At 60.0% G+C, this 16,973-nt stretch carries 14 protein-coding genes; 1 reads left to right on the forward strand and 13 read right to left on the reverse strand.

The window, feature by feature from the left end; all coding sequences use genetic code 11:
* Positions 1–41: 41 nt before the first annotated feature.
* Both BLV11_RS09780 and BLV11_RS09785 read right to left on the reverse strand, forming a co-directional pair.
* Positions 42–2,270, reverse strand: coding sequence for a YgiQ family radical SAM protein (locus BLV11_RS09780; RefSeq protein ID WP_091813049.1), 2,229 nt, complete (start codon positions 2,268–2,270; stop codon positions 42–44).
* Between the two features lie 170 nt (positions 2,271–2,440).
* Entirely contained in the window at positions 2,441–2,905 is a 465-nt protein-coding gene (locus BLV11_RS09785; RefSeq protein ID WP_091813051.1) for a YchJ family protein, read from the reverse strand.
* A gap of 142 nt (positions 2,906–3,047) precedes the next feature.
* Between BLV11_RS09785 and BLV11_RS09790 the strand changes: the two genes are divergently transcribed.
* The gene (locus BLV11_RS09790; RefSeq protein WP_091813053.1) at positions 3,048–4,970 is read left to right on the forward strand and encodes a hypothetical protein; all 1,923 of its coding nucleotides are present in this window, start codon (positions 3,048–3,050) and stop codon (positions 4,968–4,970) included.
* A 35-nt stretch (positions 4,971–5,005) separates the two neighbouring features.
* Here BLV11_RS09790 and BLV11_RS09795 read toward each other — a convergent pair whose 3' ends face one another.
* From BLV11_RS09795 to cpaB, 11 genes are all read right to left on the reverse strand, one after another.
* Positions 5,006–5,776 carry a substrate-binding periplasmic protein gene (locus tag BLV11_RS09795; protein WP_245725981.1) on the reverse strand — a complete coding sequence of 257 codons (771 nt, stop codon included), beginning with the start codon at positions 5,774–5,776 and terminating at the stop codon, positions 5,006–5,008.
* A gap of 105 nt (positions 5,777–5,881) precedes the next feature.
* Positions 5,882–7,936 (reverse strand): diguanylate cyclase, encoded by a 2,055-nt coding sequence (locus BLV11_RS09800; RefSeq protein WP_091813058.1) that lies wholly within the window; start codon positions 7,934–7,936, stop codon positions 5,882–5,884.
* Between the two features lie 32 nt (positions 7,937–7,968).
* On the reverse strand, positions 7,969–9,753 hold the full coding sequence (locus BLV11_RS09805; protein WP_091813060.1) for a Tad domain-containing protein: 1,785 nt from the start codon (positions 9,751–9,753) through the stop codon (positions 7,969–7,971).
* A 1-nt stretch (position 9,754) separates the two neighbouring features.
* Positions 9,755–10,021: a hypothetical protein gene (locus BLV11_RS09810; RefSeq protein ID WP_091813062.1), complete on the reverse strand. Its 267-nt coding sequence runs from the start codon at positions 10,019–10,021 to the stop codon at positions 9,755–9,757.
* 2 nt (positions 10,022–10,023) lie between these two features.
* Positions 10,024–10,737, reverse strand: a complete 714-nt coding sequence (locus tag BLV11_RS09815; RefSeq protein WP_091813065.1) for a tetratricopeptide repeat protein — start codon at positions 10,735–10,737, stop codon at positions 10,024–10,026.
* Between the two features lie 31 nt (positions 10,738–10,768).
* Positions 10,769–11,638: a type II secretion system F family protein gene (locus BLV11_RS09820; RefSeq protein ID WP_091813067.1), complete on the reverse strand. Its 870-nt coding sequence runs from the start codon at positions 11,636–11,638 to the stop codon at positions 10,769–10,771.
* Complete coding sequence (locus BLV11_RS09825; protein ID WP_091813069.1) at positions 11,631–12,548, reverse strand: type II secretion system F family protein; 918 nt, start codon at positions 12,546–12,548, stop codon at positions 11,631–11,633. The genes BLV11_RS09820 and BLV11_RS09825 overlap by 8 nt, the downstream gene beginning before the upstream one ends.
* Entirely contained in the window at positions 12,526–13,704 is a 1,179-nt protein-coding gene (locus BLV11_RS09830; protein WP_091813071.1) for a TadA family conjugal transfer-associated ATPase, read from the reverse strand. The genes BLV11_RS09825 and BLV11_RS09830 overlap by 23 nt, the downstream gene beginning before the upstream one ends.
* A 13-nt stretch (positions 13,705–13,717) precedes the next feature.
* Positions 13,718–14,917: a CpaE/TadZ family protein gene (locus BLV11_RS09835; RefSeq protein WP_091813072.1), complete on the reverse strand. Its 1,200-nt coding sequence runs from the start codon at positions 14,915–14,917 to the stop codon at positions 13,718–13,720.
* 3 nt (positions 14,918–14,920) lie between these two features.
* A complete protein-coding gene (locus tag BLV11_RS09840) occupies positions 14,921–16,090 on the reverse strand; it encodes a type II and III secretion system protein family protein (RefSeq protein WP_091813075.1) in 1,170 nt (389 codons plus the stop codon).
* On the reverse strand, positions 16,080–16,949 hold the full coding sequence (gene cpaB, locus BLV11_RS09845) for a Flp pilus assembly protein CpaB (RefSeq protein WP_091813078.1): 870 nt from the start codon (positions 16,947–16,949) through the stop codon (positions 16,080–16,082). The genes BLV11_RS09840 and cpaB overlap by 11 nt, the downstream gene beginning before the upstream one ends.
* Between the last annotated feature and the right edge of the window lie 24 nt (positions 16,950–16,973).

Below are 16,973 nucleotides of genomic sequence, written 5' to 3' on the forward strand. Positions count from 1 at the left end.
CGCAGGCCATTAAAAGGGCGGCCTTCTTTCAACGCGTCAGCTTAGCGCCGGGTAACGTTCTTGACCGGACGGCGCTTGCCGGCCTTGCGGCTGCCCTCACCAGCGCCTGTGTCACGTGGAGGCAAACCGGTGTGCTGGGTCAACAGAGGTCGGCCAGATTTACGGCTGCCAGGCGGGGTCGAGTTTTTGCGACGTGCGCTCTGGTAACCTTCCACCCGGGGCTGATGTTTGGGAATCAACTGATGCTTGCCCGGCCCGATCAGGTCAGCCCGCCCCATACGCATCAGGGCCTCTCTGAGCATCGGCCAGTTGTTGGGATCGTGATAACGCAGGAATGCCTTGTGCAGGCGTCGCTGCAGGGGATCTTTCACCGTGTCGACCTTATCGGTCTTGTAGGTGACCCGGCTCAGCGGATTGCGAGCGGTGTGGTACATGGTGGTGGCGGTCGCCATCGGTGATGGGTAGAACGCCTGCACCTGATCCGCACGGAAGCCGTTTCGCTTCAGCCACAGCGCCAGATTGAGCATGTCTTCATCGGTCGTGCCCGGATGAGCCGCGATAAAGTAGGGAATCAGGTACTGCTCCTTGCCTGCCTCTTTCGAGTACTTCTCAAACATCCGCTTAAAGCGGTCATAGCTGCCGATTCCCGGCTTCATCATTTTGCTGAGCGGGCCTTCCTCGGTGTGTTCCGGAGCAATTTTCAGGTAACCGCCTACATGGTGGGTGACCAGCTCGCGGACATACTCGGGGGACTCCACCGCCAGGTCGTAACGGAGACCGGAGGCGATCAGTACTTTCTTCACCCCTTTCAGATCGCGGGCCTTTCGATACAGCTCGATCAGTGAGGAGTGGTCGGTATTGAGGTTTGAGCAGATACCCGGGTAGACGCAGGACGGCTTGCGACAGGCCGCCTCGATTTCCGGCGATTTGCAGGCGATGCGGTACATGTTGGCGGTTGGGCCGCCGAGATCCGAGACCACACCGGTGAAGCCCGGCACCTTGTCGCGCATGGCTTCGATTTCACGGATGATGGAATCGTGGGACCGGTTCTGGATGATCCGCCCCTCATGTTCGGTGATCGAGCAGAAAGTACACCCCCCAAAACAGCCACGCATGATGTTGACCGAAAAGCGGATCATCTCATAGGCCGGAATCCGCGCCTCGCCGTAGCTGGGGTGGGGCACCCGGGCAAACGGCTGATCGAAGACGTAGTCCATCTCCTCGGTGGTCAGCGGAATCGCCGGCGGATTGAACCAGATATCCTGGCCCGCATGCTTCTGCACCAAGGCCCGGGCGTTACCGGGGTTGGTCTCCTGGTGCAACACCCGGTTGGCATGGGCGTACAGTACCGGATCGTTGCGGACCTTTTCGTAGGACGGTAACCGGATGACGGTCTTGTCCCGCTCGATGCGGGAGCTGGGCAACAGATCGACCACCACCGTGGTGTCTGAGTCGAGCTCAGTGCCGGTTTCCACGGCCGCCTGCTGGCTGCTGGAGCACTCCTGGAGCTCCTGGGTATTGACGTAGGGGCTGATGATCTTGTCGACCCGACCGGGGCGATCCACCCGGGTGGAATCCAGTTCATAATAGCCATCCGCACTGTCCTTGCGGACAAAAGCGGTACCACGGATATCCGTCAGGCTTTCAACCGTTTCACCACAGGACAGGCGGAAGGCCACTTCCGCAATGGCTCGCTCGGCGTTGCCGAACAGCAGGATATCGGCACCGGAATCAACCAGGATGGATTTGCGGACCTTGTCCTGCCAGTAATCGTAATGGGCAATACGGCGCAGCGAAGCCTCAATGCCTCCCAGCACAATGGGCACATCGGCGAAGGCTTCACGGCAGCGATGGCTGTACACCAGGCTGGCACGATCCGGGCGTTTGCCACCTTCACCGCCGGGGGTGTAGGCGTCATCGGAGCGGACTTTGCGGTCAGCGGTATAGCGGTTGATCATGGAATCCATGTTGCCTGCGGCCACCCCGAAAAACAGGTTGGGCTTGCCGAGCTTCATGAAGTCTTCTTTCGAGTTCCAGTCCGGCTGGGCAATGATACCCACCCGGAAGCCCTGCCCTTCCAGCAGGCGGCCGATCACCGCCATGCCAAACGATGGGTGATCGACGTAAGCGTCACCGGTGACAATGATGACGTCACAGGTGTCCCAACCCAGCTGATCCATCTCTTCCCGCGACATCGGCAGGAACGGCGACGGACCAAAACACTCGGCCCAGTATTTGGGGTGATCGAACAGGGGCTTGGCGGTTTGCATGGAGTAACCGGAAATCCTCGTTGGTGGCGCGACAGCAGCACAGGAACCGGCTGCGGCTCCCGAAAACGCCATTGTACGCGAGCACAATTGATAATTCTCAAAAAGGGCGCGGACAATAGCACATTTTTTAACCAAAACCTATGCGTAAACAGCGCTATTCCGACACTCGCTCAGCGGCAGCAGGCCTTGTGTTTACGGCCACTGCCACAGGGGCAGGGATCATTGCGGCCAGGTTTGAGGGTGCCCTCACGGGTATCACCGGCGACATAGAACCAGCGGCCCTGCTCGAGCACAAAATCCGATTGCTCTTCCAGATAGCCAAACCCGTCACCCGACCGGTAGACCGCGCGGAAATGCACCTGCCCGCGGTCGCCCCGGGTCCCTGCCGACAGCACCTGCAGCGACAGCCACTGGGGCGAGCCCTCAAGGGAGAGTGACGACGGCCGGGTAGAGCTGTGCCAGGTCTGACTCAGGTACTCGGCCAGCTCCAGTACAAAGGCGGTATAGCGCGACCGCATCAACGCTTCCGGCGTCGGCGCCGGCTGACCAACGTGCCAGGGCTGACAACAGTCAGCGTACGGCCGGGCGCTGCCACAAGGGCATGGCCGGCCAGGGTCGAACGGAGCAGTGGTCATGGCAGTATTCCTCTGAAAGATCTCAAGCGCTCGGCAACCGAGAATTTTGCACTATTTTTCAAAAACTTCTGAATGATGTCACAAAATCAGGCTAGACTTCTGCGTTTTTCTGACCGGCGTATATTCTTGAAGGAAAGCGACCATGGCATTTGAGTACGGAGCTCAAAAACTCAATATCCGCAACCCGTTCCGTTTTGAGGGGCTGGTGCGTTCCATTCGTGGACTGATCGTGACCGCGATCGGCGTCTATCTGCTGCTGCAGATCCAATCCCTGCTGAACACAGACAAAACCAGCGCCTGGGTCAGCCTGATTCTCGGCGGTCTGTTTGTCGGTGCTGGCCTCAAGGCCCTTGGCGGCGGCCTGTTCCAGATGATGCGATTCTTCGTGGGTCGCGCGGCGCCCGCCAGCCTCAGCAAAAACGTGGCCCGTGAAGCGGTCGCTGAGAATGAGCCCAGCCTGTACACCGCTTCAACGCTGCACAACATGCTGATGAGCAAGTCCAACCCGACCTTTGTGGAGCCCAAGACCTGGTTCGCCCGGGCGGTACACTCTGTGTTTCCCAACCTGATCGTGACCCCCTGGCCCATTCGCAACATGGCGCAGGTGATCGCCATGAAACTGACCAAGAGCCTGGTTGCGATTGCCGCCTTCCTCGTGGCCAGCCTCGTGGTGTACATGGCTTTTGCCGGCAGCACCGGCGGTGAGGTTGGTTCCACGGTGGTTTCTCTGTTGTTACAGAGTGCTTTGTTTATCTATCTGGCACTGGTCTGGGTCAAGCTCGGCAACCCTCTCTCCCGCAACAACATGACTCGGCTCCACAGCTTCAACAGCGGCGGACTGGCCCTGGTAGTGATCGGTGCCATCGCCATTCCCATACTGTTTGCCCAAGGCTGGAGTTTCTTCTGGGACGTTCAGTCTCCCCGCGACCAGGCCCGCCTTGCAGAAGGCATGCCACTGCTGGAACCTGTGTTTAACACCGGCGCCCTGCTGACCCTCGCCGTGATCGGCGCCCTGATCACCGCCGCCCTGGCAACGGTCATGGTAAAAGCCCGTATTGGCATGGTGCGCATCCAGACCTCCAGTTCAGAACTGAACAACAGCTGGCGCTTCGACCTCCACCCACGGCAGATCTTCACCACCCTGCGTGACCTGGTGCTGATGCAGAAACGCCAGCTTGAGCTGCCGAACCGGGTCTATCTGGACAAGAACGATACCGGCGAAGCCAACCGCGAAAACGAGCAGTTCAACGGCGATCTGATTGCGGAAATCCAACCCACCGTCGAGGACATTCCCGAACCGCAAGCCCTCCGCTGGGCACGCATCGGCGGCACCGTTGCCGGCCAGCTGCTCATGCTCATCGGCACCCTGATGCTGTGGCTGGGCGTGGAACGCGGCCTGGATCACCTCTCGGCCATGCAGCAGTTCGGCGGCAAAGGTTCCGGAAACGCCAGCACAGTGATTGAACAACTGCTGGTGCCAGCCGGCGGCACCGTTGCCATCGTTCTGGCCGCCCTGCTGTTGCTGGGCTTTGGTCGCTCCATCGCGCGCATCTGTCACCTGTTCTGGTCAGAAATTTTCTTCAAATCCAACCTGTTTGACCTGCACTGCGAAGGCACCGTGATGCGCGCCACCCACTTCCGCGGCGCCGACCGTCACAGCGCATCGTCGGAACAGGACGTGTTCAGCTTCGATGCCACCTATTTCGCGCTCGCCACCGAAGCCGTCAGCTCCACCTTTGCAGTGTCTGGCCAGTACAACCTGGAGCAGCCCCGCTACCTGTTGTCACTGAACAATTGTGACGGTTTCATCAACAGCGTGGTGGGTGACCTGGAAAACCAGTTCCGCCTGCGTAACGAGGAATTCCGCGAAGAAAAGCGGGCCGATCGTGAGGAGCGACTGGACTACATCCGTCAGGAGCAGGAAGCGAGAAGAACCGGTGACATGGCGGCCCAGGGGCTGTCCCGGGATCCCCAGGTTGCCCTCAGCAGCCAGGACCAGGGTATCCTGGAGCAAGGACAGGATCGGGAGCAGGTCGCACGCTGGGAAGGCAACAGCAACGACTGATTCACACCGGGGCCGGTTCCCTCCGGCCCCCGCCCCTACTGCACACTCACCTCTTCCGTGACCGACGGTTCGCCCATACGACTGGTACGCTGGAGGTAGCGGAGCAACAGGCGGTCGTAGATATGCCAGGCCTGGATCTCAGCCATGGCCTGGCGGATCGCATCGCCGTAAGGCAGTAACCGGGACTTGCGGGAAACGGCAATCCACGAGCGCTCCCCGGGCACAAAAAACGGGGACACTTCGGCTTCTACACCCTCCTGCTTGAGGGTATAAAGCCCGACCAGCTCCGGCGCGATGACCACATCCACGTAATCCCGCTCCAGCATGCGCATCAGGTTTTCATAGCGAATACCCGCTTCGCGGATCAGCCGCGGGTCGTTGTCAAACGCGGGGAAGTAGCGGCTGCCCCGCAACACTCCGATGCGCTTGTCCAGCAGGTCATCGTAGGACAGGATCCGGTTTTGCGGCTGCCGGTAGAAAAACAGCCGGCGCTCCGGGGGAAAGGCGTCAACGACATAATCCATGTAGACTTCCCGCTCGGCCGTTTTGAGCGGCCCCAGCATGAAGTCGACCTCGCCACTTTCCATCAGTCGCAAAATCCGCCGGAACGGCGCTTGAATGTACTGAACGTCCCAGTCGAGGCGATCGGCGATTTCCTCAAAGACTTCAACATAGAAGCCGGAAACCCCACCCTCTGCAATAATACGGTACGGCGGAGCGTGATTAACCCCTACCCGCACAGTCTCACCGGCCAGGCACTGGGAGACCATCAACGCGCCCATCGCCAGAATAATTAAGCGGACCACGCTATTCTCCCTGTCCACTGGACCTCGTTTCACATATTCCAGCGCCGGACAGCACCGGAAACTCTAGTATAGTCGCCTTTCTGCAGCCTCTGGGTGACCTTTGACTCAGGCCGACACTTTGACCTGGTTACGACCGTCTTCCTTGGCCAGATAGAGGGCCGCATCCGCCCGTTTGACCAGGTCCTGTATGCTGTCCCCCGGCAGGTACGCGGAAACCCCGGCACTGACCGTGACACCACCATCGGGTATGGGAAACGTTCGCTGGGCCACATGCATTCGCAAGTTCTCGGCCACCTCGCCTCCGGATTCCAGGCTGGTCTCCGGCAGAATCACCAGGAATTCCTCTCCGCCCCAGCGCCCGATAAAGTCCGCCACGCGGATGTTATTGCTCAGCTGCGCTGCCACTTCCACCAGCACATCATCACCGGCGTTATGGCCAAAGCGATCGTTAACCAGCTTGAAGTGATCCACATCGAACAGGATCAGTGAGAAGGTGTTGCCATAGCGGGATGACCGCGCAATTTCCTGACGCAGCCGGTCTTCGGTCTTGCCCCGGTTGTAAAGCCCGGTCAGACGGTCATGGAGCGCCTGGAACGTCAGCTCGTCCATCAGGTTCTTGCGGCTCAGGGCGCTGCCAAGCAGCGCCGCCACTGGCGTAACGGTATTGATGTCGAATTCCTGCCAGCGATGCTTGTCATCGCCGGTGCAGAAGGCCAGCAGGCCAGATATACGGTCGCCCTGTACGATCGGCACCATCAGACAGCTGCCGGTGTCGTGCTCGGGCATCAGCAACTCCAACACCTCGTCGTCAGCGTCAGACTGCTGAAAGTGTATAACGCAGAAACCCTTGGCGCGGATGGCGGACAACGGCGAGTCCAGCTCCTCCCGGGTCAGCGCCAGACCTTCACCGTCCTCGTCCGGTTCCAGTAACGGCCAGCTGTACACCGCCTCGAACAGGGTTCCGTCCTGAGAGCCCTGCAGCACCAGGCTGCGGTCGACCTGCAGATACTCGCACAGGAAATTCAGGACTGAACTCACCCCGCTGTCGGTGGACGACGCATCCATCGTCTGCAACTGGACACTGATCTCGCGGATGGTTTTTTCCGCCGCGATCATACGTTGCAGACGGTCACGGGCCTGGTAGCGCTCGATCGCCAGACTGGCCAGATAGAGCGGCCCGGTCAGCGACTCAATGTCCTGCTCGGCAGGCTCCCAGGGCCTGTCGTGATAGACCGCAAAGGTACCCAGCACATGGCCATCGCTGGCCAGCACCGGCTCCGACCAGCACGATGCAACACCGGCTTGCTCCGCGGCCTTCCGGTAGCGGTCCCAGCGGTCATCCTTGTCTATGTCGGCGGTGACCACCCGGCCCTGGATCGACGCTGCGCTCCCACAGGTGGCCGCACCATAGCGTACCGGCAGGTTGTCCATGGCCTTGAGAAAGGATTCGCCGAAACCGGGCCGGCTGCCCCACTGCAGGGTCTGGGTGTGCTCATCGAGCGTCATGATGGCACAGCGGGCGTAAGGCGATGTGAACTGGAACATGGCCACGATCAAGTCGAGGGCAGCGGACAACGGCCGGTCCCCGTTCATCGCCAGCATCGCCCGATTGCGCAACCAATCTGTGGATTCCGCAATCTTGCGGGCACTGATGTTGACCCCGGTAAACATCAGGATCTGGCGGCCTTCGTACGGGATAGACGCGAGGGTGGCATCAAGCCAGACCGGATAGCCGCTCCGATTAACCAGTTTCCATTCAAAACGCTGCATGCCCAGGCGGCCGGCCTTGCCAAGCCACGATTCAAAATCCACCAGACTGTAGGGGGAAACCGGCCAGGCATCCGGTTGCTGCATGACTTCCACCGTCAGGGCATTTGCGCTGTCGACCCCGAACATTTCCAGGGCCAGATCGTTGGCATAGCGAACACTGTGGTCGTAACGGTCAAGCAACATCACCGAGATGGCGGAATGGTCAAACAGCTCCCGCAACTCCCGGCTGCTCTCCTTGACCCGGCGCTGTGACTCCCCCAGTTCCTGTAACAGCACCAGATTATCCATCCGCAGCCGGCGCACCCGCCACTCCCGGTGAATCACCAGAATCAGCAAAAGCACGGCCAGACCAATCACTGCAGGCAGGATCAGGGACGAAACATCAGTCATCAGGTCTATCCATCCACCCCGCGGGGCACAGCTTAAAGAGCCTGGCCGCCATTGGCCAAACCTACGTTCTCAATCATCTGAGTATAGTTCTGCTTGCCTTCGCTCACCGTCACACTGATGCCGCCGACCCCTACCCCCAGAAACTGCAGCAACGGGCTCACCACCGCCCCGGTCAAACTGGCGGTTACATCCGACAACAAACCGCTGATCAGAGGGGTAACCGGGGCAACGATGGGCGTCAGGTCTACGCCACCGAGTGAGCCCTGCAACAGGCTCAGGTCGATGAGGTTCACATCGGTATTCAACGCCGAGAGGCCACCGCCCGCATCGTTGTAGGTCACTTTGGAGCAGCCCGTCGGTGAGCAATACAGTGGGTAATCCGGCTCAAGAATCACCTCACCGGAAGTTCCGGCCATTTCTCCGGTAATTTCCGCTTCCACATTAAGAATGGGATCCAGACTTATCAGCCCCAGCAGCACACTCACCTTGCCCACTTCTGCATCAATCGGCTGCGGCACGATGTCACCGGTGTTCAGATCGATACTTCCGGTGGCCAGCTCCAGCACCTGGCGATTGAGCTGCAAACCAAACTTGACGTCGTTGCTGACGCCCCGGGCACACAGGGCCGATGACAGATAGCCATCGCCGCCTCCGAGGTCCACGGCCAACGGAATGGTCAGACTCGCAACCTCCAGCTCAGCAATCACCAGATTGATTGGCAGGATTTCGGCATTCACGATCACTTCAATACCGATATCCGGTGCGTAGAACGCCCCCTCCCATTCGCCGTTCAGGTTCTTTCTCGCCGGCACATCCACCACAACCTTGGGCGGTCGATTGACGTACAGATTCACCACCAGGCTGTTTTCGTCAATCGAGGAGAGCAGCGGCAGCCCGGCCGCCCCGAGATTTACCAATGACAAAGGCGTGCCATTCAGAAGCTGCTGCTGACGAATAACATTCAGCAACAGGCTGTTGACCAGGTTCAGCAGTTCAATCTTATTGGTCCCGGACACTTCGACATCACCGACGGCGGTCAGCACATCGGCAATCTGCAGCGTGGAAATACCGGTCGCTCCGACCAGATCGTCCAGCAAGGCCCCCGCCGGGGTCGCATTCCCGACAATCTCCCTCAGCGCCGCGGCCAGTTCATCCGCACCCAGCGGAAGCGCCTCCTCGAGGGTATCCACGCCAAGAAACGCCAGCAATTCCCCAAGTTCAAAAAGGGTACCTTCCAGACTTTCGAGACTGGTTGGGTCAAGGCTATAGCCCGGGTTCTCGAATACCGCCCCCAACAAACCACCCAGCAGCCCGCCGCTGACCCCAAGGGTCGATCCGGCGGCACTGAGTGTTGCCCTGACCTCCTTGCGCACGGCACTGGAGGCAGACAAGGTCACCGTACCCAGAATGGCTTGGGGCAGGAGCCTTGAAACCGGCTCCGTCTGGCTCAGTGCAACCCGCACTGAGTTGCTGGCGGCGATGTCGTTGACCTGTTGGAACAGCAACTGGTCCGGGTTGGCCGGGTCTGGGACCATCACGCCAACCCGGAGGTCGAGATCCTCCGCCGTGCCGGTAAAGCCCTGCGCCTGCGCTGCAGCCAGAGCCCTCGCTTTCATGGTGTCGACACTGACATCAACACCACCGCACGCCTGGCTGGCCTCGGCCCCGGCCGAGGCAGCCGCATTGGCCTGATTCTGGAGATTGCTGCGAACACCGTATATACGCGCGCCGTCCAATGCCATCACCGAAAACAACGCAATAATGGTGAGGATCAGGGGGGTAATAAAAATGAGAGCTCCCCGCTGGCGACGCAACATATCATTCCCCCCGGGAATTCAGGTCAGACAGATTGTCCGGTACCGGCCGACGAAAAGTCTCAGAAATACGCTTCTGGGTATCGACATAGACCTGGGCCGACATCTCGCCCTGCTCGGGGGGGCCGGAAGCCCGCTGACGGTCGAGTTCCTGCTCCAGCTGGGACCGGGGTTTTTCCTCAATCATCGTGTCGGACAGTCCGTGGGGGTAATCACCCGCCCGGGCCAACAGGGGCAACGCCAGCAGTGCCAATGCAACGGTTTTTTTCATATTTACCTCCGGATACTATCGGCCAGGCGCTGGGCATGGGCGATTTCATCGACACCAAAACCGTAGCGTTCGGTCAGCACCTTCAGCCCCTGATCGTTGTTGGTCAGCAGGTAAGCCGCCGCCAGGTTCTGACGCACAGGGCCCTTCCCATCCATAAGTTCCAGTGCGGTACGCAGTTCGTATGCCGCATGCTCATATTCACCGCTGAGCAGCAGGGCGTAGCCGTAATCATTGCGAATATTGCCGGATGACGGCGAATCAGCGCGGGCAATCCGCAGCTCCGCCAGACCGGCCTCGGTGCGCCAGGTCTTCAACAACACCATACCCAGGCCATGGTGGGCTTCCGCGGTGTCGCATTGTTGCGCGAGCGAACGGAACAGCTGCTCCGAGGCCCTCAGCTGTTGGGTGGAGGCCAGCAGGCGCCCCTTTCTCACCCAGTGATCCGGGGTGGTCAGTGGCTGGCCCTCCAGCTGCGCCAGCGCGGCGTAGGGCTTGCCGCTTTCCGCCAGCCGGTCCACCAGGTCCAGGTGAACCTCTTCCTCGGGCTGGATTGGCGCCTGACAGTTCACGTCCAGCGGTTCCACCTCATCCTCCCGGGAACTGGATGGTGTACCGGCGCATCCGGACAGCACCAGCCCCATCAGGGTGGTCACAGCCAGCCGCCGCCAACTCATGGGAGCCGCGCGGGAGAAGTGCTGTAAACGGGTTTGCTGCATTCGGTTTTCCTTTTTTCTTCTATTCGGACATCTAGCGGGACAGGGTTTCGGCAATGGACATCACCGCTGGCCCACCGATCAGAGTAAACAATGCCGGCAACATGAACACCATCATAATCACCGTCATCTTGGCACCGATCCGGTTGGTTTCTTCCTTCAAACGGCTTCGCTCGGCGCTCTGGGCCTCATGGATAACCTGATCGAGGCTTTTCGACACGCCGGCACCGAGTTTGCTGCTCTGTTTCATGAGCGAGACATAGTTCCTGAGCACCACAATTCGCTTGTTTCGGCCGAGTTCGTTCAGTGCATTGGTTCGGTCCGCACCCGCTTCCATCATTCGGTTGAAGCGGTCCAGCCGCAGCGACAGCCGGGGCATGACCGGTCTTGCCTGGGCGGCGATAAGCCGCAGGGCACGCTCAATAGACAGGCCGGCTTCCAGCAGCATGCGCGTCATGTGGCACAGTTCAATGGCTTCGAGGTTCTGCTCCTTTTCCGCGGTGACAGCCATCGAGCGTATGATGCGCCGGGGCAGCAAAAAACCCACAACGGCCACCAGACTGCCCCACACCACACCGGTCAGTACAAAGCCGATCGTAATGGCAATCGCGGGCATCACCCAGCAAATCAGCAGATAATCGATACGCGCCTGCTCCTCGGTACGGCCGGTAATTTCCAGGGCCTCCCCCATCTCTTCATAATCACCCCGGATCGCCGGATGCAGGGTAAAGCGTTCCGCCAGCGAAGCCAGCCACGTCGCCGCAGCTTCTTCCTCAAGGGCGCCCTGGTGTCGAAGCCGGGCCATGACCCGGGCTTTCATCCGCCACTGGGGGATCTTGACCAGGGCCATCCAGACGGACGCCAATGCCAGCAGGATCGAGGCGGAAAACAGCAAATTACTCACGGCCCACCCCCTGGATCATGCGCCAGATCAGGGTCATGCCGAGCAATTGCAGCACCCCGGCAACCATCAGCATGGTGTGACCGGTGGAGGTCTCCATCAGCACCTGCGAGTACTGTTCGTTGATCGTCACCATGTACAGCGCAAGACCCGGCGGCAACACCGCAAAGGTCACAGCGGTAAACCGGGTTTCCGCAGTAGCCGCCAGGAACTCGCGCCGCATGTCCTGCTGCGAACGCAGGGACGACGCTACCTGCTGCAGCACCGGCCGGATCGACGAACCGAAGCGGGACGACGTGCGCAGCGCGATGGACACCATAATCAGCGATGGAATGTTGTAGATCGCGGCAAAATCCTCAAACAGCCGGGTATAGTCCCGTCCGGCTTCCACGGCACTGCGCAGGCGGAACACCAGCGGTTCAAAGACCGGTGACGAATCCTCAAAGGCATGAATCAGTCCATGTTCGAGTGAGCGGCCCGCGTCAATATTTCGCATAACCGAGTCGACAATACCGGGCAATTCCTCGTGGATAATCCGCCGCTGCTTCTGGAATCGAACTTTCCAGTACATCACGCAGACGGTGGCCAGAAAAAAGACGGTGACGAGGGTAACGATGGCCCCCTCGTAAAGTGCGACCAGCAGCACCCCAACCAGTGCCACAAACAGGAAAGTGAGCGCCCTACCCGGCGAAATATGGATATCAGCCTGTACCAGAAATTTTTCCAGCGGGCCCAGCTTCACCCGCGCAACATTGCCCGATCCCAATTCCCGGGCCGGAACCAGCCGCGCCTGGACCTGTCGGGCCACTGCTCGCCGTGACCTCAGCCACGACCAGGTAAGCTGGCTGCCCAGAACCAACAGGGCGGCCACCGCCACAATTGTCGCCAGCCTATACCAGTCCAGACTGCTCATTGAGATCGCTCCGGTACAGGTAGTCCATGTGGACGGGGTCGTCCGCGGTCGGTTTCAGTTCCACCACTTCGCTGATGTAACGGCGCCCATTGGGAAGCCGCACCAGCTGGACAATCACATCCAGGGAGGATCCGATCAGCCGGCCAATGGCGCGCTCGCCGGCGTCGTATCCGTTGACCGCCAGCAAGGTTTCAATTCGGATGATGGCATCGCGGGCCGAATTCGAGTGAATGGTGCTCATGGAGCCTTCATGGCCGGTGTTCATGGCCTGCAGAAGTTCGATAATCTCACCGGAACGGACCTCACCCAGCACGATCCGGTCCGGGCGCATACGGAGAGAGTTGATCACCAGCTCACGGGCACTGATCTGACCGGTACCTTCGGTATTCGCCGGCCGGGTTTCGAGGCGCACGATATGGGGATGGTTCAGGGCCAGTTCCGCCGAGTCCTCGATGGTGACCACCCGTTCCTCACGGGGGATGTACTGGCTCAGCATGTTGAGGATCGTGGTCTTGCCGGTACCGGTACCACCACTGACGACAATATTGCGTCGGGACTCCACCGCCTTGATCAGCAACGACAGACACTCCGGTGTCATGGAACCGCTGGTGACCAGATCATTCGCGGACAGGTGCTTCTGGGTGAACTTACGGATACTGATCGAAGGCCCGTCCAGGGCAATCGGCGGAATGATCGCATTGACCCGTGAACCGTCCGGCAGGCGCGCGTCGACCATCGGACTGGCTTCATCCAGGCGCCGGCCGAGAGGCGAAATGATGCGGCGAATCACCCGGATCACATGGTCGTCGTCAATAAAGCGGGTACTGGAGCGCTGCAACACCCCCGAGATTTCCACAAACACATCTTCCGGGCCATTAACGAGGATATCGTTGATGCGATTGTCGGCCAGTAACGGCTCCAGGGGGCCAAAGCCGGTCACTTCATCAAACAGTTCCCGCACCAGGCTGTTGAGGTCATTGGTCGACAACGGCACCCGGTGTTGGCTGATAAAACCGGATACGTTGTTTTCGACAAAGTCGAACAGCGCATCACGGCCGGTTCGACCGACCTCAATGCCTTCTTCGTCCAGACGTTCCACGACAAAGAAGTGGACACGTTTTTTCAGCTCCTGGAATTCCTGGTCAACTCGTGCCAACGGTCATCCCTCCTCAGGCTCGGCGAAGGGTATTGGCCGCCTTGCCCTGCGACTTACCCCCAGCCAGACGCTCATCCGCCCTCTTTAGCATGCTGTCCAGCTTACGGTTAAAGGCCGAACGGCGAGGTAGTGAATGAATGGGAATACCCGCATTCATCGCCAGCAGACGGTTTGACCAGTCGAGCGGCAATGCCCCGAGTGAGTGCACACCAACGGCAGCCTCCAGCTGACTGAGCCCAGGCGGGATTTTGTCCTCGTAGCCATCGACCAGCAACAGACGCGCACATTTCTCTGACAGTTCTGAATCCCAGGACTGGAACTTCTCCCTTGCCAGATGAGCCTGTTCCACCACCGGGTGGATCGCCATCACCAGACGTGAGACCTGCAACCCGATCACCTTGACCCAATAGTCCGCCAGCAGAGGATCGACATTGATCACAATATAATCAAACATCTGCATCAGCTGGGCAAACGCGATGAACAGATCGGCGTTGCGCTCCTCCGTCAGATTGGCCAACGGCAGGTTGCCGGCCAGCATTCTCAACCCGGGTACATACTCTTCGAGTGCGGTATCCACCAGCGACTCATCAAGCGAGTCTGAACTGAGCAGCAGGTCATTGAGCGTGAGGCGGTTGTTGGAATCGAGATAGAATACGTGGCGCTCAGTGGCCGACGTATCAATGGCCAGAATCCGCTGACCGGGTCGCCGCTGGGCGGCCGCAAACGCATAACTCTGGGTCAGGAAACGGGTATCCACCGTGGAACTCACACTGGTGATCAGATTCACCAGCGGTCTCGCCCGGTCTTCCGTCCTGCCCCCACCCGCAGCCGGGGTCTTTTCGCGCGTCAGCAACACCTTGATCTGGGCACGCATTTCCTCAGCGTCACTGTCTGACAGGAAGCAGTCCCGGGCACCGGCTCGCATAGACTTCAGCAGGTGGTCCTGAGTGACCCGTTTCGCCAGCGTTACCACGTTCAGATTGGGGTAGGACTTGACCAGGGCGCTGATCACCCGCAAGGTCCGGTCCGGTTCGGCGTCATCAACGGCAACAAATACCAGGCAGCTGCGGGTAGCCTCGACCATTTTTATTACCCGGTTGAGGTCCGAACTGGCCACGAAATCGATAGGCCAGGCACCATCAACAGAGCGTTCCAGCCATACCCGCAGCCCAAGATCATCGGCCACACAAACGATAATGTCCTGATTGTCCATAGCTTACCAACTCAGTCCATGCTGAACCGGCTCAGAGCCACTGGCTGAGCCAGTGGCCATATCGAGCCAGCGCGTACTGCTGTTGTGGTACTCCACACCAATCTCCGCCGGTGCCTGTTGGTCAGCACCGAACGGTGAAACAATGCGAGGCGTAACCACCATGATCAGTTCCTTGTCTTCCTGGGCAATCCGGTCGGACCGGAACAAGGCACCAAGAATGGGAATATTGCCCAAGCCAGGGATACGGTCGCTGTTGCTGATGGTGTTGCGACTGACCAGTCCACTGATGATGAAACTCTCGCCCGGCCCCATCGAGACCGTGGTTTCGGTTCGCCTCACCCGCAGCCCCGGAACTGCCACCCCACCGGTCTCAACACCACTGCTGAAATCCAGCTCGCTGACTTCCGGTGCGACCTTGACGATCACCTGCTGCTCGCTGATCACCGTCGGCGTAAGGCTGAGGCTGATGCCAAATTCCTTGAATTCAATCTGGATGGAGTCATTGTCGCTCGACACCGGCACCGGGAATTCGCCCCCCGACAGAAACGTGGCGGACTGCCCGCTCAGGCTCGTGAGCGTTGGTTTGGCCAGGGTATAGGCGAAGCCTCCAGACTCCATGGCATTGATAATGGCCAGCGAGCTTGCGCCAAAGCTGAACAGATTGAAGCCGTCGCTACTCAGCGGAGCCTGCCCCGCCCCTGGCCCGGGGAAGCCCCGAAAGCCCTGCCCGGGAGGGGCCATACCCACCGCCGAGCTACCACCATTGAACAACTTGGCGTAGTAAAAACCGAGCGCATTGAGCTTGCTCCGGTTCACTTCAACAATACGGATATCGGTCTGGACCTGGGTGCCGAAGGGCATGGTGTCCCCCAGCGTGGGCGCAATCACCACCGGCGCTCGCAGGGGCTCTTCGCTGCCACGCTGCCAAACCGACAGAACCGCTACGCCTTCGGCAATGGCCGTCACAATCAACTCGTTGTCGTCAGACACCGACACGGCAGCGACGGCCGGGTCGGACACCGCCACCTTGGTCAGCGGCTGGGGAAACGACAATACCTGCTGCTCGCCTTTACTCAAGGTCACCGGGGCGCCCTGACCGAACGCCTGGACAGCCGCACCCCAGCACAATAACAGCAAAGCCGCACAAACGCGGCCAATGGCGCTAGCGGACATAAACACTCCTTTGCTCTGCACCTTCAAACACCTGGACCCGGTTTCCGGCAGGCCGGGCCGGGGCCGCGGCCGGGGGTGGCGGCGGTGCCGGGAACAGATCTTTCAGATAGGTGGGATCCGGGTCATTGGACTCAACGACCACAGCGGCGGGAGAGTCCGAGGTGTCCGCATCCATCTCGGGGGCCGCCAGCGCAGCCAGCCGCACATCACCCTCATTGGACGCAAGCAATAAGGCAGCCACATGTTCATCAGGCACCGCCAGCACCACGGAGGCATTACGGCGACGCTCATCCTCGCTGACCCCCTCACCGGAATAGGCGACCCCCTTCACAGCGATCACCACCACGTTACGCAGCACGGTCAACGCCGCAGGCTCGTTCTTGTCGGAGCGGTCAAATGAGGCGTAAACATTGACCTCATCCCCTGGCTTGAGCAAACCACCCACTCCGGACACATCGTTGACCGGAATGGCAATCGCCTGAGTACCGGGTTTGAGTAGCGAACGCACCAGGCTGCTGGCCTCCAGCTGCTCCTGACGCAGAAGATCACCAGCCCGCATGACGGCGGCCACCGGCTCGCCAAAAGTCACTGCATCCGCAGGCACGGCACCCTCTATCGGGCTGGGTGAACTGACCCGCTGGAAGTTGTCCGCCTCGAGTTCGTCCCCAGGCGACATCGCCGTCGTGGCGACCAGATAGTCATAACTGGGTGGAGGAGGAAGTTCAGGTTCCGCAGGCTGGGTGACAACGGCTGCGCCGGCCACCGGCTCAGGTGCCCGGAGGAAACCGGCAATGGCAAGCACCAGGGCCACCAGGGCGAGCGCGAATGCCGGCAACGCATACATTAGCCTGGAATTCATACGTGTTACTGCTCCCTGTACTCA

It is taken from the genome of Marinobacter mobilis (genome assembly GCF_900106945.1).
Lineage (GTDB): Bacteria > Pseudomonadota > Gammaproteobacteria > Pseudomonadales > Oleiphilaceae > Marinobacter > Marinobacter mobilis.